18 protein-coding genes are annotated in these 19,219 nt (G+C 63.6%); 3 read left to right on the plus strand and 15 right to left on the minus strand.

Annotation, left to right across the window (positions count from 1 at the left end; translation table 11 throughout):
* Positions 1-51: 51 nt before the first annotated feature.
* The 5 genes from IVB05_RS23695 to IVB05_RS23715 form a co-directional block, all read right to left on the minus strand.
* Positions 52-3,132, minus strand: coding sequence for an autotransporter domain-containing protein (locus IVB05_RS23695; protein ID WP_247778319.1), 3,081 nt, complete (start codon positions 3,130-3,132; stop codon positions 52-54).
* A 360-nt stretch (positions 3,133-3,492) separates the two neighbouring features.
* Positions 3,493-4,764, minus strand: a complete 1,272-nt coding sequence (locus tag IVB05_RS23700; protein WP_247778320.1) for a TCR/Tet family MFS transporter — start codon at positions 4,762-4,764, stop codon at positions 3,493-3,495.
* Positions 4,761-6,146, minus strand: coding sequence for a ribosome biogenesis GTPase Der (gene der / locus IVB05_RS23705; RefSeq protein ID WP_247778321.1), 1,386 nt, complete (start codon positions 6,144-6,146; stop codon positions 4,761-4,763). The genes IVB05_RS23700 and der overlap by 4 nt, the downstream gene beginning before the upstream one ends.
* Positions 6,147-6,201: 55 nt before the next feature.
* Positions 6,202-6,723: a hypothetical protein gene (locus tag IVB05_RS23710; RefSeq protein ID WP_247778322.1), complete on the minus strand. Its 522-nt coding sequence runs from the start codon at positions 6,721-6,723 to the stop codon at positions 6,202-6,204.
* 29 nt (positions 6,724-6,752) lie between these two features.
* A complete protein-coding gene (locus tag IVB05_RS23715; RefSeq protein ID WP_247778323.1) occupies positions 6,753-7,406 on the minus strand; it encodes a tetratricopeptide repeat protein in 654 nt (217 codons plus the stop codon).
* Positions 7,407-7,682: 276 nt separating this feature from the next.
* Here IVB05_RS23715 and IVB05_RS23720 point away from each other — a divergent pair, with 276 nt between their 5' ends.
* Both IVB05_RS23720 and IVB05_RS23725 read left to right on the plus strand, forming a co-directional pair.
* Positions 7,683-8,522 (plus strand): hypothetical protein, encoded by an 840-nt coding sequence (locus tag IVB05_RS23720; protein WP_247778324.1) that lies wholly within the window; start codon positions 7,683-7,685, stop codon positions 8,520-8,522.
* 133 nt (positions 8,523-8,655) lie between these two features.
* On the plus strand, positions 8,656-8,958 hold the full coding sequence (locus IVB05_RS23725) for a hypothetical protein (protein ID WP_247778325.1): 303 nt from the start codon (positions 8,656-8,658) through the stop codon (positions 8,956-8,958).
* Here the strand turns inward: IVB05_RS23725 and IVB05_RS23730 are convergent.
* The 7 genes from IVB05_RS23730 to IVB05_RS23760 all read right to left on the minus strand — a co-directional run bounded on the left by IVB05_RS23730 (position 8,922) and on the right by IVB05_RS23760 (position 15,964).
* Positions 8,922-10,544, minus strand: a complete 1,623-nt coding sequence (locus IVB05_RS23730; RefSeq protein WP_247778326.1) for a class I adenylate-forming enzyme family protein — start codon at positions 10,542-10,544, stop codon at positions 8,922-8,924. The two genes, IVB05_RS23725 and IVB05_RS23730, sit on opposite strands and share 37 nt — an antisense overlap.
* An 11-nt stretch (positions 10,545-10,555) precedes the next feature.
* The gene (panB, locus tag IVB05_RS23735; RefSeq protein WP_247778327.1) at positions 10,556-11,377 is read right to left on the minus strand and encodes a 3-methyl-2-oxobutanoate hydroxymethyltransferase; all 822 of its coding nucleotides are present in this window, start codon (positions 11,375-11,377) and stop codon (positions 10,556-10,558) included.
* 1 nt (position 11,378) lies between these two features.
* The gene (locus tag IVB05_RS23740; protein ID WP_247778328.1) at positions 11,379-11,963 is read right to left on the minus strand and encodes an NnrU family protein; all 585 of its coding nucleotides are present in this window, start codon (positions 11,961-11,963) and stop codon (positions 11,379-11,381) included.
* Positions 11,964-12,050: 87 nt separating this feature from the next.
* Positions 12,051-12,653, minus strand: a complete 603-nt coding sequence (locus IVB05_RS23745; RefSeq protein WP_247778329.1) for a hypothetical protein — start codon at positions 12,651-12,653, stop codon at positions 12,051-12,053.
* A 70-nt stretch (positions 12,654-12,723) separates the two neighbouring features.
* Positions 12,724-13,281, minus strand: a complete 558-nt coding sequence (locus tag IVB05_RS23750; RefSeq protein ID WP_247778330.1) for a TetR/AcrR family transcriptional regulator — start codon at positions 13,279-13,281, stop codon at positions 12,724-12,726.
* 61 nt (positions 13,282-13,342) lie between these two features.
* Positions 13,343-14,068 carry a crotonase/enoyl-CoA hydratase family protein gene (locus IVB05_RS23755; RefSeq protein WP_247778331.1) on the minus strand — a complete coding sequence of 242 codons (726 nt, stop codon included), beginning with the start codon at positions 14,066-14,068 and terminating at the stop codon, positions 13,343-13,345.
* Positions 14,069-14,344: 276 nt separating this feature from the next.
* Complete coding sequence (locus IVB05_RS23760) at positions 14,345-15,964, minus strand: peptide chain release factor 3 (RefSeq protein ID WP_247778332.1); 1,620 nt, start codon at positions 15,962-15,964, stop codon at positions 14,345-14,347.
* A 154-nt stretch (positions 15,965-16,118) separates the two neighbouring features.
* On the opposite strand from IVB05_RS23760, the gene sugE reads away from it, so the two are divergent.
* Positions 16,119-16,433, plus strand: coding sequence for a quaternary ammonium compound efflux SMR transporter SugE (gene sugE / locus IVB05_RS23765; RefSeq protein WP_247778333.1), 315 nt, complete (start codon positions 16,119-16,121; stop codon positions 16,431-16,433).
* Here the strand turns inward: sugE and IVB05_RS23770 are convergent, their stop codons facing one another.
* The 3 genes from IVB05_RS23770 to IVB05_RS23780 form a co-directional block, all read right to left on the minus strand.
* Positions 16,434-17,438 carry an inorganic phosphate transporter gene (locus tag IVB05_RS23770; protein ID WP_247778334.1) on the minus strand — a complete coding sequence of 335 codons (1,005 nt, stop codon included), beginning with the start codon at positions 17,436-17,438 and terminating at the stop codon, positions 16,434-16,436. It abuts the gene before it with no gap.
* Between the two features lie 15 nt (positions 17,439-17,453).
* On the minus strand, positions 17,454-18,098 hold the full coding sequence (locus IVB05_RS23775; protein WP_247778335.1) for a DUF47 domain-containing protein: 645 nt from the start codon (positions 18,096-18,098) through the stop codon (positions 17,454-17,456).
* Between the two features lie 152 nt (positions 18,099-18,250).
* A complete protein-coding gene (locus IVB05_RS23780; RefSeq protein ID WP_247778336.1) occupies positions 18,251-19,219 on the minus strand; it encodes a branched-chain amino acid ABC transporter permease in 969 nt (322 codons plus the stop codon).

The raw sequence follows: 19,219 nt of genomic DNA on the forward strand, positions 1-19,219 counted from the left end.
CATGTGCCCGCCTTCCTCTACATCAAGGATGCGCCCGCCGATCAGCGCTTCTTACCAGGCATAGCGCACCACGCCCTTTCCGGCGTAGCTTGAGGTGACGTTCGAGAACTCACCCTCGAAGGTCGCGGCGAGCGAGAAACCGTTCAGCCACTTCGCCTCGGCAGTTACCGAAGTGAGCGCGGCGTCTCGCGCAGGCGATGCACCGCCCACGACGAAGGATGCGCCCGGCAACGTCTGGAAGGTAGCGGCAATGCTGCGATCGATATCGTAGTCGTGTGCCCAGCCGAAGCGGCCGCGCAGGGTGAGGATCGCCCCCGGCAATGCAAACGATCGGTCGGTGCGAAATCCCAGTTCGGAGCGCGGCGAGGTAACGCTTTTGGCCACATTGGCCAGCGCAAAGGTGTTGACACCGACAATGGCCTGTTCGGCGTAGCCCGGCAGTTCGAAGGTTGCGAACTGCGCGGCGGCATAGGGTGTAATGCCGATGCCGACCCACGGGGTGATGAAGCGATAGCCGCCCTCGAGACGCCCCGCCCACGCGTTGGCGTTGAACTGCGCACGCAACTGGTCGCTGCCCGCAATCGTGACCGTTCGGTTCGTCGTGACATCCTGCCAGCCATAGGCCAGAGCGCCCGAAAAGTACGCGGCACCGGCCGTATGACGAACGTATGCGCCAGCCTGGAACAGGTCGGAGCGGCCCGACCCGAGGCCGTTGGCGACGACGAAGTTGGTACCGCCGCCAGCCAGGGCGAACCCGACCTGCGTGAATGACGAAATCCGGTACTCGGCCCCGGCGGCTGTGCCGGCGATGCGGCTGGTGGCCGTGTTCGATCCCTGTACCGCATTGCCGGCGGTGGTCTGCGAGCCCCCATAGCCCGCGCCCCACACGCTCCAGCGGTGGCCGAAACCAACCGCCCCCGGCGCCTTGGTCATCGCAGCGTAGGCGTCGCGTTCGGCACTGGCCCGGCGGCGACCGCCGGCATAGCTATCGGCTGCTCCCTCTTCCTGGAATGCAGCGGCCGCCGGCGCGGTCCCGTCGCGTCCCGCAGCAAACGGATTGGCCAGCAAATTGACGAAGAGGTTCATCGCGTCGAACGTTGTCTGCTGCGAACCCGTCGCCAACTCGCCCGAGGCCTGTGTCAGGTTTGCGGGGACATTGCCGACGAAGATGCCGCCGAATGTCGCCGGCACGCTGCCAAAGGAATTGAATGCCTTGTCGAGCGCGGTGGCGACGGCTCTCTGGTTGATATTGAGGCCGGTAATCTCCGCAAGGCCCGACCCCAGAACAAGCTGCACCGTGCTGCCGGAATAGGTCAGCGAACCGGAAATCCCCGTCGGCGTCGCCACAGAATCAAAGTGCGAGCCGTTCAACGTCGCCGCAGTCAGGATGGTGTAGGGCGAATTGAACCGCAGGGTGCCGTTTGCGAGAGCAACCCGAACCGTCCCGGCCAAATTAGCCGCCCCCGTCACATTGGTGAGATCGGATGCCGATGACGACACCTCCACCAGGTAGGTCGAAGCCGCCGTGAAGACGAGGCTCCCCTGCACGGCGATCGTCCCGATTGAGTTACCCGGAGCCAGCGTACCGCCGCCGATGACGGAGTTGCCGACGATGCCGTTGCCACCCAGCGTGCCGCCGGCATTGACAAAGAGATTGCTGGCCGACGCAACATTGCCATTCACAACGAGCGTGCCGCCATTGACATGAATGTCTCCGGCGAAGGAGCCGGTGCCGGTTAGCGTCCAGGCGGAATCGCCAACCTTGTTGAAGGTACCAAAACCCTGATACTGGGCGGCGGCGCCCAGCGTGCTGACATCGAAGCTCGCGGCACCGCTGCCGCCGAGCTGGAACGTGTCACTGCCGCCGCCGAGTACGTTGCCCGATATCACCGATCCCGGTGCGAGCGTGAGAACGTTGCCGCTGCCGGCAAACTGAATGGCGGCCGTTCCGCCGCTGATCGTTCCCGCATTGAAGACGGTCGACCCGCCGGTGCCCGCATAGATGCCGTTGCCCGTGAGGCCGGAAATGGAGCCGTAGTTGGTGACTGAGACGGACCCCAGGCTGGCCCGGACGCCGGTGTCGCCGCCGCTGATCTGTGCGCCGGCATTGTTGGTCACCACCGCGCTCGTCTCGGCGCGAATGGCGTAGCCAAAGCCGCCAACGCTTATGTTTCCGGAATTGACGACGGTAGCGACGCCATTGCTGGCATATATCCCGTTATTGATCAGGCTCGTGATCTGCCCGCCGACGCCATTGATGACATTGATATCGGCAAAGGCATAAATGGCGGTATGGTTCAGGCCGGCAATGGTCCCCTGGTTGGTAACGTGGGCAGAACCCAGATTGGCCACCATTCCACCGCTTACGCTTCCACTGGCGCCGTTCGTTATCGTCAGATTGGCATGCGCATCGGCCGCAATGCCGGTAGCGCTTGAGATCGTGCCGTAATTTGTCGCCGTGATCGATCCGCTGTGGGTGCGGAGGGCATCCGTGGCGCCGGTAATCGTTCCGGTGGCCGCGTTGGTGACTTCCATATCGCCGGTCACCTCCAGGCCATAGTTGGCGGTACCGGCAATCGTGCCGGCATTGGTGACAGTCAATAATTGGTTGGCCTGGATAGCGCTTGTCCCGCCGGAAATCAGACCGCCCGCATGGTTGGAGACGATCCCCGTGCCGTAGGCAATGAAACCGAAAGAGGTGCCGACGATATTGCCGGCATTGGTGACATTCCCGACAGCAGAGTAGCCGGAATTGACCCCCAGATCGCCGGTGATGGTGCCGCCGGCATTGTTGGTAACGGTGGCGTTGACGAAGGCGAATACGCCAATGTTTGCGTTGCCCGTGATCGTGCCAGAGTTGACGACAGTCACACTGCCATTGTTCGAGCCGACGCCGGATACGGTAGTGCCGGTGATGGTGGCGCCGGTGTTGTTGGTGACCGTGACGTCATTTTGAGAGAAAACACCGTTCGTTGCGCCGGTGATGCTTCCCGAATTGCTGACCGTCGCACTGCCGATATTGATTCCGCTATTCGCGCTTCCCGTGACAGAGGCACCGCTGTCGACATTGATGACAATGCCGGTCTGGTTGCCCGTCCCGTAACCGTCGGTCCCGTTCTGATCGGTCGTCACGCCTGAGCATGTAACGGTCGTGCCCGGCGGAGGATTGGGGCTATTGTCGGCCGCCGGCGAACAGGCCGCGGATGCCCCGCTCGCAAGCGCCAGAGTGGCGCAACCAGCGATCGCAAGAGCGGCGGCGGCTTGCCAAAACGGCAATCGCGGCCGGGGGAAACACCGTATCCGAACCGGCACGCGCGTCATTTGAATGGCTTGCATCCGAGACGTCCGCGGCCCCGGCCTTCAATAGAAAAAACGAATCAACTGATTTACTTTATACGGGAACCGCGCTGCCGAAAGTTCCCGAGCAGTCCCGCGTGGCTAAAGGTCGAGAAATCGGAATCGCTGTTGCAAACTGGCTACAGTAGCAACCGCCTATTCGCGGCAATCAGTCTGGCGAGCGGATGCGACCGTCGCCAGCGTGCGCCACGCGACCACCAGCGCCAGCCCTAACAGCGCCGCCGCCAGCAGGAACGGCGCGCCCGGCATTTTCACTGGCGCCTGGTCACTGATGAAATAGGCAAAGGTCAGCGTAAACAGAAACGGTCCTGCCATCTGGGCGATGCTGTTGACGCTGTTGGTCGCGCCCTGCAACTGACCCTGCTGATCCGGCGCAACCAGTTGCGTCGTCAGCGCCTGGATCGCCGCGCCCGCCACGCCCCACAGCGCCATCACGGGAATGCCGAGCCAGAACAGCGGTCCGGTCGGGGCTGCGCCATAGATGAAGAATCCCAACGCGCCACAAGCAAGCCCCAGCAGCAGCGCCCGGCGCTCGCCGAGGCGCGTGACGATCGGTCCGACACCCGCGCCCTGCACCACCATGGCGCAGACGCCGACTAGGGCCAGCGTCAGGCCGACGGTCGTCGTATCCCAGCCATATCGGTAGGTCGCATAGAGCACGAAAGTAGAGGGCAGAACCACATGCGCAACCTGCCCGAAGAAATTCGCCAGCGACAGGCCGGCGAGAATCCGGTTCGAGCGCAAGAGATGCAGTGCGCCGAGCGGGCTGGCGCTTTTCCAGCGGAACGGCGCGCGCCGCTCCAACGGCAGCGACTCGGGGAGGATCAGCCAGCCGTAGAGCGTATTCGCAAAACTCAAGCCTGCCGCGATCCAGAACGGCAGGCGCGGATCCATGCCGCCGAGCAGGCCGCCGATGGCGGGGCCGAGAATGAAGCCGGCGCCGAAGGCCGCGCCGATCTTGCCGAACACCGCCGCGCGACGTTCCGGCGGCGTCACGTCAGCGATATAGGCGAAGGCGGTCGAGATGCTCGCCGACGTAATGCCTGAGATCACCCGGCCGATGAACAGCCAGGTCAGCGAGGGTGCCAGCGCCATCAACACGTAGTCCAGCGCCAATCCGAAATTCGATAGCAGCACCACCGGCCGCCGGCCGAAGCGGTCCGAGAGCGCGCCGAGAATTGGCGAGAACAGGAACTGCATCAGCGCCCAGGCGGTGCCGAACAGACCGAAGATCCGCGCAGCGGTTGCGGTATCGTTGTCGACGAAACTCTCCACCAGCTTGGGCAGGATCGGCAGGATCAAGCCGAGCGCGAGCATGTCGAGCAGGATGGTGACGAAGATGAAGGCCGCCGCGCCGCTGCGTACCGGCGGCACCTGGCCAGGGTGCGCGGACGCTTTTTCGCTCATGACGGCCGCTTGCGCTTGTGGGCGAACGGATTGGCCTTTTCGCGCAGCGTGATCCGTATCGGCGCACCCGGCAGGTCGAAGGCCTCGCGCATCGAGTTGGTCAGATAACGCAGATAGGATTGTGGAACGGCGTCGGCGCGCGAGCAGAACAAGATAAAACTCGGCGGCCGCGCCTTGGCCTGCGTAATGTAGTTCAGCTTCAGCCGCCGGCCGGAGACCGCGGGCGGCGGGTTGGCATCGACCGCCTGCTCGAACCAGCGATTGAGCGTGGCCGTCGGCACGCGCTTGTTCCACACTGCATAGGCTTCCTCAATCGCCGTCATCAGCCGGTCGATGCCTTCGCCCATCAGCCCGGACACCGCGACAACAGGCGCGCCCTTGACCTGCGGCAGCCAGTGATCGACATCGGTGCGCAGCGCGGAAATCAGATTTCCCTTCCGCTCCATCAGGTCCCACTTGTTGACCGCGAGCACGATCGCCCGCCCCTCGCGCTCGATCAGATCGGCGATGCGCAGGTCCTGTTCCTCGAACCGGTTTTGCGCATCCATCATCATCACGACGACTTCGGCAAAGCGCACCGCGCGCAGCGCGTCCGCCACCGAAAGCTTTTCCAGCTTCGCCTCGATCCGCGAGCGCCGTCGCAGCCCCGCGGTGTCGAACACGCGGAACTCGCGGCCCTGCCAGGTGATCTCCACCGAAATGGAATCGCGCGTGGTGCCGGCCTCGGCGCTGGTCAGCAGCCGCTCCTCGCCGAGCAGATGATTGATCAACGTGGATTTCCCGGCATTGGGGCGGCCGACGATGGCGACGCGGATCGGACGCTGCGCGAGTTCCTCATCTGATATGATGATGTCGTCGTCGTCGAACTCTTCATCCTGATCGACCGGCTCCGGCATCAGCGCAGCGAGCGCGTCGTAGAGATCGCTCATGCCCTCGCCATGCTCGGCCGAAATCTGGATGGGATCGCCGAGCCCCAGCGCGTAGGATTCCATCGCGCCGACTTCGCCGTGCCTGCCTTCGCTCTTGTTGGCGACCAGCACCACCGGCTTGTTGGCGCGGCGCGCGAAATCGGCAAAGGCGCGATCGTTGGGCGTTAGCCCAGCGCGCGCGTCGATCACGAACATCAGCGCGTCGGCAAGGCCGATCGCGGTTTCGGTCTGCTCCTGCATCCGCGCGGTGAGCGAGCCCCTGGCGCCTTCGTCGAGGCCGGCGGTGTCGATCACGGTGAATTCGAGATCGCCGAGACGCGCATTGCCCTCGCGGCGGTCGCGGGTGACGCCAGGCTCGTCATCCACCAACGCGAGTTTCTGCCCTACCAGCCGGTTGAACAGCGTCGACTTGCCGACATTGGGGCGGCCGATGATGGCGATCGTAAAGGACATAAATGATCCAAACGCCCTTTTTTGAAGGGCGTGTCAATCGAACGAAAAGGACAAATCAGCGCGTGAAAGTACCGCTCGGCACCGGCGCCGGGAACGCGGATTGTTGCGGGGATTGTGCAGGCGCCGCCGATTGATCGGGCGGCGGCGCGGTGGTGCGCTTGCGCACGATCTTGGCCGGCTTGGGCGCCGGCGGCGCGGCGGCGGTGCTGCCCTCTTCCTCGGGCGCGGCGTCGGGGTCCACGGCCGCGGGTGCGGCAGCCTGCTTGCCCTTGGATTTCGCGCCACGCTTCGATTTCGGCTCTTCCGGCGGAGGAGCTGCAGCGGCAGCCTGCGCGTTCGGGTCGTCGACCTGCTGACGGGAGCCCTTGTAGAGATCCTTCGGCACGCCCTGCTCGAGGCCCGGCACGCCTTCGGGGAACACCGGCTTGCGGTCACCGGGCAGCTTCTTCTTGGTATCGAGGAAGTCGAGCATGTCGGAGGGATCGAAATTGCCGATGCCGCCACCGCCACAGCCCGCCAGCGCGCCGGAAAGTGCGACGAGAACGGCGGCTGCGATCAAACGTTGCGGGCGGCGCATGGTTGTTTTCCCACTCAACTCTTTTTCCGTCAGCTCTTGGCGACCGGCGGAAGCAAGGCCTGCAGCGCCTCAGAGCGCGAACGCAGGCTCGGCGGCGTCTGGCCGTCATTGGCGATCATATCCAGCCATTGCCGCGTCGCGGAGGCATCGTTGGCGCGCCAGGCCGATAGCGCCAGCAATTCGCGCGCAGTATGGCGGAAAGTCGCGCCCGGCGCCGCAGCAGCTTCGAGGCGCTCTTTCATGTTGGGATAGCTCGTGCTTTCCAACAGCAACTGGGCGGCGCGAATCCGCGCCAGATCCTGCTCGGCGACGCCGACGCTGCGATCAGCGGTGATCTCATCGAACATCTTTGCCGCGGCCTGCGGATCGCGGTTGGCGACTTCCGTCGCCATGCGCAACCGCGCCAGCACGCGATAGCCGAACGGCGCCTTCGCGACGAGATCGGCGAAGGCCGCCTCGGCCTCGGCGTGCTTGTTGGCTTCCGAAAGCTCGACGGCCTTGTCGAACGCAGCCCCCGCCTCGGCCGCCTTCTTGGCCTCCAAATATTGGTAGCCGCGCCAGCCACCCACGGCGGCGATGATCAAAATCATGCCGGCGATGATATAAAGCGAGTATCGGTCCCACAGCTTCTTGAGCTGATCGCGACGGACCTCCTCGTCGACTTCATCAAATAATTCAGACACTTAAAGATATCCCATCCCCGAGGAACCGCGCCTTGGGCGGCAGCATCGTGCGCCCGATCCCCGCATGGCCGCGACGTAGCCTATCGATATGGCGGTGGCAAGGCAAAGCGAGGTGGATCAAAGCGTTAACAGCGGCTCGATATGCCTCCGAAATCGGCTGACAATGTTGACATCGCGGTTCAAAGTTTGGCGTAATCCCGCCCGCTTCCATTTCGAATCTTATCCCGATTTCCTGGGTGTTTCATGCCTCGCCATGCGTTGGTTTCGATGCTTGCCATGAGCTTGGTATTGGGACTGGCATCCCTGCCCGCGGCGTCACTGGCCGACGACATCAAGCCGAAGGCGCCCGAGACGGCGTTCTCGGGCAAATTGCGCCCCGACATTTTGGGTATCTCGACCGAATCGAACGCCGAATCCGCGCGCGCCATCTTTGATTCCCTGTTCAAGGGCCGTACCGACACCAAGACCGACATCCAGCAGCAAAAATTCGGCAATGGCAGCGCCAGCTACGTCGCTGCGTTGAGTTTCAGCCTCCCCGCCGGTTCGAAACAGAACGGCGAGATGCTCTCGACCAGCTTCTCCTCGCCCGCGAGCGCCAACCGCGCCTATTTCGTCGCGCGCAACCTGACCTTCGCCCAGGACCAGCAGCCGTCGAAGGCCGACATGATCAAGGAAGTCATGGGCAAATACGGCGTGCCCACCATCGTCGGCGATCAGCATCTGTATTACATCTACCGCAAGGGCTCGATCATGTCGGTCGGCGGCAAGTACAAGGAAGCGACCGCGCTGGAAGCGATCGACAAGCCGCTTGACCCCAGGGCCGCCGTCAAGCTCAACGGCGACACCGTCCGCGGCAGTTGCGTGGCGGTCGTCAAGCGCGCGCAGACCAAGGCCAAAGAACCTAGCGCCATGCTCGCCGAGGCCAAGGGTGCGAATTGCGACGGCGTATTGAGCGTGCAGTTCGTCCCGGGCACGCCCGCCGACCGCGTCGGCATCGCGCAATTCACCCTGCTGGACGTCAAGCAGCTCGTCAGCGCTGCCGCGATCGACAGTGCGGCGCTTGCCGGCGGGTCGAGCGAAGGCTCAATGCCCAAGGGCAGCGCGCCGAAACTCTAGCCCTCGCGCGCGCCGACACGCGGCGACGGTAGGCGCGTTCATCGGTGCCATCCGCCAGACGTTTTTTTGAAACGCGTCACGGGAACCTATCGCCCGCGCTGTCATTGAATCTCCGTTACATGGAGTTCGGGCAATGCGCGGATTTCCTCCGACTGTGCCGTATGGCGCTGATCAGACAATATATCTGGTCGTGGAAGGTCCAGGGCCGCATGGCACCGCTCGGCAAACCGAGCGCGCTGACATCGAGACGGTCATTGCCGATCTTCTGTCGGGACAATTCAACGACCCGATCGAGGTCGTTGCTTTCAACACGCTGGAGCACTGGACCGACGATTTGTCCAAGGATGTCGCGCGAGAAATCCGCTGTCGTTGCGACATCGAGGGGCACGAAGTGCCTGCCTACCTGGAGGAATTCGTAGGCAGAACCTCGGCTTGATCAGCGGCGTCGCGGAGCTGCCGTTTCATCACCTTGCCGTTGGCATTGCGCGGCAACGGGTCCGTCCGCACATCCACGGTTTCCGGCACCTTGTAATCAGACAGCCGCTCGGCGCACCAGGCGCGCAGCACCTCGGCCCCGGCCGCGCCGCGGATGACGACGACCGCATGCACGCGCTCACCCAGCACCGGGCACGGCTTGGCGATAATCGCGCTCTCGAACACATCGGGGTGACCGGCGAGTACCGACTCCACCTCGGCCGAATAGATCTTTAATCCGCCACGGTTGATCATGTCCTTCTGCCGATCGAATACGCGAACGAAGTTCTCCTGGTCAATCGAGCCGAGATCGCCGGAGTGCCAGAAGCCGGCCGTAAAACTCTCGGCGGTGGCTTTCGGATTATTCCAGTAGCCCTTGATGACAGATCCGCCGTGAATCCAGATTTCGCCGATCTCGCCGCGCGGCAGCTCACGGCCCTCGGCATCGATGACGACGATCTGCGCGCCCGGACAGGGCAAGCCGACGCTGTCGATGTGGCTGGCGGTCAGTTCGCCGGGCATCATGGTCGACGGCGACGTGGTCTCGGTCGCGCCGTAGCAATTCATCAGCTTCAGACCGGGAATCTTGGCGTCCAGCCGCTCGATCGTGGCGATCGGCATCGGCGCGCCGCCAAAGCCGCCGATCCGCCAGCTCGACAGATCGTAGCTGTCGAAGTCCGGCTGCAGCAGGCAGAGATTGTACATCGCCGGCACCATCACGGTGTAGGTGACGCGCTCACGCGCCGCCATCTTCAGATATTCCGCCGCCTTGAACTCCGCCATGACGATCAGCGCACCGCCGCAGCGGACCATGGTCATGATGTTGGCGACGACGCCTGTAACGTGGCCGAGCGGGACCGCGGCGATCGAACGATCCGCCGCTGTTAGCTTCAGGCACGACACGAACACCATCGCCGAATGAATGATGTTGCAATGGGCAAGCATCGCGCCCTTGGGCCGCCCGGTCGTGCCCGACGTGTAGAGGATCATGGCGGTGTCTTCTTCGCCGACCTCGACCGGCGCAGCCAGCGGCGCGTGATCGGCCAGATCCGAGAAGCGCGAGAGTTTCGGATCATCATCGACCGCGATCCGGTGCGTCACATCGGGAATGTCGCCCGCATCGGGCACACGGTCGGCCAGCGCAGCCTCGTGGATCAGGAGCCGCGCGCCGCAATCGGTGAGCACATAGGCGATCTCGGGCTTTTGCTGGCGGGTCGAAAGCAACACCGTGACCAGCCCGGCATGCGCCGCGGCCAGCATCGTCAGCACGAATTCGGTTCTGTTGCCGAGTAGCACCGCGACGCGGTCGCCGCGCTTGAGGCCAAACTTCCCGAAGCCTGCCGCGATCTGCGCAGACTGCTGCGCGACTTCGCGCCAGGTCATTCGCCTGTCACCGCAGACCAGCGCTTCGCCGTCCGGATTCATAGCAACTGCATCGGCTACCATCGCCGGGATGCTTTTGGGCCGTTCGCAAAAAGCCGGAACGATACGATCGCCGAAGCGCGGTTCTAGCCGCATCGCCGGAATGGAATGCTGCGACCAGTCCATGGCGTGCCTCGTCAGCTCTTCTTCATCTCGTAGACGTGCTCAGGCCCCGGGAAAGCGCGCGAGCGCACGTCGCTGGCGTAGCCCTGGACCGCGGCTTCGATCGCGGGGCCGAGATCGCCGTAGCGGCGAACGAATTTCGGCGTCCTGGGCGACAGGCCCAGCATGTCCTCCAGCACCAGCACCTGCCCGTCGCAAGCTGAGCTGGCGCCAATGCCGATGGTCGGAATGGCGATGGTCTGCGTGATCTTTCGCGCCAGCGGCTCGGCGACCGCCTCGACCACGACCGAGAATGCCCCGGCATCCGAAATCGCCTGGGCATCCCTCAGGATCGGGTCCCAACTGCCCTCGTCGCGGCCCTGCGCGCGAAACGAACCGAGCGTGTTGATCGATTGCGGCGTCAACCCGATATGGCCCATGACAGGAACGCCGCGCTCGGACAGGAACGCGACGGTCTCCGCCATCCGCGCTCCGCCTTCGAGCTTCACCGCGCCGCAATGGGTTTCCTTCAATATCCGCACCGCGGAATGAAATGCCTGCTCCTTCGAGGCCTCATAGGAGCCGAACGGCATGTCCACCACGACCAGCGCGTGCTGCGACCCGCGCATCACCGCATGCCCCTGCAGGATCATCATGTCGAGCGTCACCGGCACCGTGGTCTCGAAACCGTGCATGACGTTGCCGAGGGAATCGCCGACCAGAATGACGTCGCAGTGGCGATCCACCAGCGCTGCGGTATGCGCATGGTAGGACGTCAGCATCACGATCGGCTCGCCGTTCTTGCGCGCGCGGATATCCGGCGCAGTTTTGCGCTTGATCGCAGATTGAACCGACATGCTAGACTCCAACCACGGGGACGCCGATCACGACCGGGTGGAACGCGAATGCGAGCGCCAGATAGGCGACGAGGCCGACCGCGATCGCGATCAGATCGTTGCCGGGACCACCGACGGGGATCGGCGGCGCGCCGGCGTCGGAACGAGATTTCAGCGAAATACGGTCATATACCGCCCATGCGAGAAACGACCCGAACAGGATGATCGAGCCGAGATCGCCGTTGGCGAGCAGATGCGCCGCAGCCCACAGCTTGATGCCCGTCAGCATCGGATGCTTCAGCGTCGTATAGATCCGGCCGCGAATGTAGGACGCAACCACCATGATGACCGCGGGCAGCATCAGGGCCAGCGTAATGTGCTTGAGCGCCGTCGGCGGGGTCCAGACGTCGATCCAGCCGGTCGCACGATACTTCGCAAAACCCCAGATGATCAGCGCAAGCCCTGCGAACGAGGCCAGCGCATAGCCGATCTTGTAACCGCCCTCGCCGGTCGCGGCGATGACCTGCGCGCGCAGCTTGCGCTGGATGGTGAGCGTGTGGACGCCGAAGAACAGGAGCAGGCCCAGGATCAACACCAGCAGTCCCATGATGTCCTCCCGTTGCGCGGCTGGTTTGCCGGTATTATCCGCGTATCATCTTAGGGGCTTGGTGCGCAATGCGCCACGCGGACGTCGTCACGGCTTCTCCGCCTGCTTTGCCAAATCGCGGTTGTCGACGTAGCGGATCGCGATCGGCCGCCCGGCCAGCGCACCGCCCAGTCCGGACGTGAACTTGAGCGGCGCGCAGCCCGCGAGCGAGGTGTTGATCGCTTTGAGATAGGCAGCGCGGGTATCTGCCGGGGCGCCGGCCGTGGCATAGGTCACGCGCGGGGCGGCGATGATCTCGCCCGAGCGCTTGAAGCTGAAGCGAACCGACATCTGCATGCCCGGCCGCGCGATATCGGAAGGCGGCGGCGACCAGCAGGACCGGAGCGCCGCAAACAGGTCGCCGATGGTATCGAGATCGTGGTCGGGCTTGCGATATTTCGCGGCCTGGTCCTGCGGTGGCACGGTTTCGATCGTGAGTTGCAGGTTCTGGCCGTAGGGATAATCGATCTCGGGAATGCACGGACCATCATTGAACACGCTGCAAAACGACGGTGTGCAGGGCTGGCCGTCGAGCACGCTGCAGGGCGCATGCGCAAACGGCGTCGCGTCGATCTGCCGCCGCGACTGGGCATCGGCCGTGCTCATCCCGACGAACAGGCCGATCAGACAGACGATGATGCACCGAAGCATGCGGGCGGGTCCTCATGGACGACCCAACCAAGCTGGTGCGCATATTCGTCCGCATCAAGGCTGATGGCGTTCACATCCCTGCGTTCATGGCCGACAGTTCCGCAATCAGGGCCTTCTCGCCGGGCTGGTCGAGGACGCCGGCCGTATAGAGCGAGATGCCGCCATAAAGCGTGATGTAGACCTTCATCACCGCGCGGCGCCGATCGGCCGGGCTCTCGATATCCTGGCAGAATATCCGCATGGCCTGGGTGATGACCTTGTGGACCGCGGCCTGCAGCGGCGGATTGTGCTTCATGGTCGCGTGCGGGCGGCTGGTCATCAGAGCGTAGAGCGCGCGATTGGCCAGGGCGAAACGGACATATTTCGCGGTATAGTCCTGCGGCGTCTCTGCCTTGACGAGGATGGCGGCGAGCCGGGTATAGGCCTCGGTCGCCACCGCATCCAGCAGCGCCTCGCGGTCGGCGAAATGATTGTACAGCGAGCGATGCGCGACGCCGACGGCCTCCGCGACCTCACGCAAGCTCAGCTGCTCATGGCCGGCCGCGGCCACGAGGCGCGTGGCGGCCTTCAGCGCCGCGGATTTCAGATTGCCATGGCGATAGGTCGCCCGGCGTGGCTTCACTGTCATGCCTCCTTCATACAAAGGCACGGGACGCAACGCCACCACCGGACGGGTCGAAGTTGGCGTCTCAGGCCGACGCCCGCTGGGCAACACGGTCCTCGCCATATTGCGGCGTGATGTCCTCGTCGATCATGCCTCGGATCATCTTGATCACGGCCCCGCGCGCTCGTGCCTTGGTGGCGGCGTGAGCGGTCATGTTGAGGGTGGCGAGCGCCTGCGCGGCCTCCTCGGCGCTGCGCTCCAGCGCGTCAGCCGGAACGACGCGGTCAAAGAAGCCGGCGGTGACGGCTTCGGTGGGGCCGAACATTTCCGCTGTCATCACCACCCTGCTGAAACAGGCCGGCGTCAGCCGCTGTCGCGCGATCTCGATGGCGAAGCGCGGCACGGTAAGCCCGATCGCGACCTCGTTCATGCCGATCCGGTAGTCGCCCTCGGCGGCAATGCGATGGTCGCTGGACATGATGAGGAAGGCCCCCATCGGATAGGCGTTGCCCTGGCAGGCCGCCACCACAGGTGTCGGGAACGAGAGGATGCGCAGCGCCAGTTCTGCGCCCGCTTTCACCATCAGATATTGGTCCTCGGCGCTCCCCTTGGCGAAGACGCTAAGATCGAAGCCGCCGGAAAAATGCTTGCCCCGCGCCTTCAGGATCACGACGGTCTTGTCTTTTTCCGCCTGATCGAACGCCGCGTGCAGCGCATTCAGCATCGCAAGCGACATCACATTGGCCTTGCCGTCGTCGATCACAATGGCGCCGACCGGGCCGGAACGGGAATAGGTCGCGAGATCAGTCATGATTTGCCTCCCTGTCGTTATAAGTATCCAGTGGATACTTTAGCGGACACGGATCCGGCGCAAGGGATTTCTCCAGACGGGAAATGCATGCTGGCATCCACTGGATGCATATGTCTCGGCGAATGCCTGCTGGCTCCCGGCAAAGAGGCGTCATCGTCCGGCTTGACCGGACGATCCAGTATTCCAGAGACAATAGTGATTCACCGTGAGGCCGCGGCGTACTGGGTCCCCGCTTTCGCGGAGGACGACAGATGGGGCGGAGCGACAGCGCTCCGACTACGCCTTCTTCTTCACGTCCTTGACGTTGGAAAAATTGATCCCCTCGGCCCGTTCGCGGGTATAGCCGAGATAGAACTCGTTCTTGGCCATGAATACCGGATCGCCGTCGACGTCATCGGCGATGCCGGAGCCGTTGGCGGCGATGAAAGCGTCGAGTTTCTTGCGATCGTCGGACGAGACCCAGCGCGCGAGCTGGAACTCCGAGACCTCGAATTCCACCGGCAGCGAATATTCCGCGTCGAGCCGCGCCTTGAGCACGTCGAGCTGCAGCGGACCGACGACGCCGACCAGCGCCGGTGCGCCGTCGCGCGGCCGGAACACCTGCACCACGCCCTCTTCCGACATCTGCTGCAGGGCTTCCTTCAGCTTCTTCGCCTTCATCGCGTCCGTCAGGCGCACGCGGCGGACGATTTCCGGCGCAAAGCTCGGAACTCCGACGAAGGTGATATCCTCGCCCTCGGTCAGCGTATCGCCGATCCGAAGCGTGCCGTGGTTGGGAATGCCGACGACGTCGCCGGCAAAGGCTTCGTCTGCCACAGAACGATCCTGGGCGAAGAAGAACTGCGGCGACGACAGCGACATGTTCTTGCCGGTGCGCACCAGTTTTGCCTTCATGCCGCGGCTGAGTTTGCCTGAACATAGGCGCGCGAAGGCGATACGATCGCGGTGGTTCGGATCCATGTTGGCCTGGATCTTGAACACGAACGCGCTCATGCGCGGCTCGGCCGCCTCGACCTTGCGCAGGTTCGAATCTTGCGCCCGGGGCGCAGGCGCAAACTTGCCAAGACCTTCCAGCAGGTCGCCGACGCCGAAATTGCGCAGCGCGCTGCCGAAATAGACCGGCGTGAGATGGCCTTCGCGAAATGCCTGCAGCTCGAACGGCTTGCAGGCTTCCGAGACCAGCGCGAGTTCATCCTTGATCTCGGCGACGTCGAGATTGGCGTTGCGGCCGGTGAGATCGGCGATGTCGATCTGCTCGGTCGCGCCGGTCTTGGCGCCGCCGCCTTCGAGCAGGCGCACACCGCCATTGACGACGTCGTAGGTGCCGAGGAAGTCGCGGCCGCGGCCGACCGGCCAGGTCATCGGCGTGGTGTCGAGCGCCAGCGTCTTTTCGATCTCGTCCAGGAGTTCGAACGTGTCGCGGCTCTCGCGATCCATCTTGTTGATGAAGGTGATGATCGGAATGTCGCGCAGCCGGCACACCTCGAACAGCTTTCGCGTCCGCGCCTCGATGCCCTTGGCGGCGTCGATCACCATCACGGCGGAATCGACCGCGGTCAGCGTGCGGTAGGTGTCTTCGGAAAAGTCCTCGTGGCCCGGCGTATCCAAGAGGTTGAAGACGAGGTCCTGGAACTCGAACGTCATCACCGAGGTCACGACCGAGATGCCGCGCTCGCGCTCGATCTTCATCCAGTCGGAACGGGTATTGCGCCGCTCGCCCTTGGCCTTGACCTGTCCCGCCAGATTGATGGCGCCGCCGAACAGCAGGAGTTTTTCGGTCAGCGTGGTCTTGCCGGCGTCCGGGTGGGAGATGATCGCAAACGTGCGCCGCCGCGCCACTTCATCGGCAAGCGGCGAGCGGGACGGCGATTCGGCAGTGACGGCAATGTCGGACATGAGGCTCGAGCGTTTGGCAGGGAAAACCGGGCTAATCAAGCCTCATTTGGTGGTTGCGGAGGGCGTTGGCCAGACCCATATCGGCAGCGGAAGGACGGCCTTCCATTTCACAGCTCATCCGCGGGGACGACCCTGCCTGGTTCGGAGGGTCGTGATGGCCTGGATCGTATTGTTCGTCGCCGGCCTCATGGAAATAGGCTGGGCTATCGGCCTCAAGTATACTGAAGGTTTCACACGCCTCGTTCCATCCGTCCTGACGCTCGCCTGCATGGCGGGCAGCATCCTCCTGCTCGGCCTTGCCTTGAAAGCGCTGCCGATCGGAACCGCCTACGCGGTGTGGACCGGTATCGGCGCGGTCGGAACGGCCATCCTGGGCATCGCCCTGTTCGGCGAGCCTGCTACCGCCGCCCGCCTCGCCTGCATCGGCCTGATCGTGGCCGGCATTGCCGGGCTCAAGCTTGTCACCTGATCAGCGCAACAGCAGTGCCGCCCAATAGGTCAACGCCGCCACGATCGCGGAAGCCGGAATGGTGATCACCCAGGCATAGACGATCGAACTCGCCACGTTCCAGCGCACCGCCGAAACCCGCCGCGCCGCGCCGACGCCGATGATCGAGCCGGTAATGGTGTGGGTCGTGGATACGGGAACCCCGAGAAAGGTCGCCATGAACAGGGTCGCCGCCCCGCCGGTTTCAGCGCAAAAACCCTGCATCGGCGTCAGCTTCGTAATCCGCAGCCCCATGGTGCGGACGATCCGCCAGCCTCCCATCAGGGTGCCGAGGCCCATGGCCGCCTGGCAGGAAATCACGACCCAGAACGGGATGTTAAAGTCCGCGCCGAGGTGACCCTGCGAATAGAGCAGCACCGCGATGATGCCCATGGTCTTTTGCGCGTCATTGCCGCCATGGCCGAGCGAATAGAGCGACGCCGAGACGAATTGCAGGATGCGGAAGGCGCGGTCGACCGCAAACGGCGTCGAGCGCACCGAGAGCCAGGACACGATCGCGACCAGCACCAGCGCCAGCAGGAACCCGACCAGCGGCGACAGCACGATCGCCAGCAGCGTTTTCGACAGGCCGGTCCAGACAGCCGCCGAAATCCCGGCCTTTGCCATGCCGGCGCCCACCAACCCGCCGATCAGCGCGTGCGAACTGGACGAGGGAATCCCGAGCGCCCACGTGATCAGGTTCCAGACGATGGCGCCCACAAGTGCCGCGAAAATCACGGTGGCATCGACAACGCTCGGTTCGATGATGCCGGTGCCGATCGTATTGGCGACGTGGAGCCCGAACACCAGGAAGGCGATGAAATTGAAAAAGGCGGCCCAGATCACCGCATATTGCGGGCGCAACACGCGGGTCGACACGATCGTTGCGATCGAATTGGCGGCGTCGTGCAACCCGTTGAGGAAGTCGAACAGCAGCGCGACCGCGATCAGGAAGACCAGAATCGGAAGACCGAGCGAGGCGTCCACTTGATTGGCCCTGCCCTATACCTGTTCGATCACGATGGAATTGATCTCATTGGCGACGTCGTCGAAGCGGTCGGATACTTTCTCAAGATGCTTGTAGATTTCGGCGCCCACGATGAAATCCATCGAGTTGCCGCCTCGGTGCTTGAGAAACAGTTCCTTCAATCCGATGTCGTGGAGATCGTCGATGCGGCCCTCCAGCTTTCCGATCTCCTCGGTAATGGCGGTCAGCATCGCGACGTTGTTTCCGATCGACTGCATCAGCGGCAGCGCACGACCGACCAGATTGGCGCACTCGACCAGCAGGGTCCCGATCTCGCGCATCGGCGGCTCGAAGATGCGGACCTCGAACAGCACCACCGCCTTCGCAGTCTGCTGCATCTGATCGATCGCATCGTCCATCGCGGTGATCAGGTTCTTGATGTCACCGCGGTCGAACGGGGTAATGAAAGTGCGTCGGACCGCTGTCAGCACCTCGCGGGTAATGCCGTCGGCGTCATTTTCGAACTGGTTGACGCGCTGGCAGAACACCGGCGTCTCGTCGCCGCCGCGCAGCATGTCCTGCAGCGCCAACGCCCCCTGCAGCACCGTCTGGGCGTGCCGGTCAAACAGGTCAAAAAACCGCTCCTCCTTGGGCAAAAAGGCACGAAACCAGCGCAGCATAGGTACTATCCATCGTTCAGGAACGGCCGCCCGGGGCGGCCCGTCACGAAGCTGTCATAGACCATCCGAAGACAAAGCGCGCGACGGCAGGCCCCGGGAAACGGGTCATCCACCGCTTTGTGGCACCGAAACAGGCGTCAAAACCGGCAGTTTTACAGCGATCTCCGGAAATAATGCGCGATTTCGCCGATCACGCCGCGGCGGAAGGTCAGCACGCAGGCGACGAAGATGACGCCCTGGATCACCGTCACCCACTGGCCGAACCCGGCCAGATATTGCTGCATGGCGATGATGACGAAGGCGCCGACCACCGGGCCGAACACCGTTCCGAGGCCGCCAACCAGCGTCATCAGCACGATTTCGCCCGACATCGTCCAGTGCACGTCGGTGAGCGAGGCGTTCTGCGCCACGAACACCTTCAGCGAGCCGGCAAAGCCCGCGATGGTCCCGGAGAGGATGAAGGCGAGCAGCTTGTACTGGTCGGTCTTGTAGCCCAGCGAGATCGCGCGCTGCTCGTTCTCGCGGATCGACTTCAGCACCTCGCCGAACGGCGAGTTGATGGTGCGGTAGATCAGCAGGAATCCGCCGAGGAAGCCGGCCAGCACGACGTAGTAAAGTACGGTCGGGTTAGCGAGATTGAAGACACCGAACAGATAGCCTTGCGGGATGCCCTGGATGCCGTCTTCGCCATGGGTAAAGGGCATCTGCAGATAGATGAAATACAGCAGTTGCGACAGCGCCAGCGTGATCATCGAGAAATAGATGCCCTGCCGACGGATCGAGATGAAGCCGGTGACGACCGAAAGAGCCGCGGCGGCGGCGACTCCGACCAGAATTCCGAGTTCAGGCGTAAAACCCCAAACCTTCAGCGCATGCGCCGTGCAGTAACCCGCGGTGCCCAGGAACATCGCGTGGCCGAACGACAGCAGGCCGCCATAGCCGATCAGGAGATTGAACGCGCAGGCGAGCAGCGCGAAGCACAGCGCCTGCATGACGAAGAACGGGTAGATGCCGGTCGCGGGCACCATGGCCAGCAGCACCGCCATCGCCGCGAACACGATCATTTCGTCGCGGATGGCCCGCGGGCTTGTCGGCAGTGTGTCGTCAGTCAATGCGCTCAT

Origin of the sequence: Bradyrhizobium sp. 170 (assembly GCF_023101085.1) — a bacterium.
Lineage (GTDB): Bacteria > Pseudomonadota > Alphaproteobacteria > Rhizobiales > Xanthobacteraceae > Bradyrhizobium.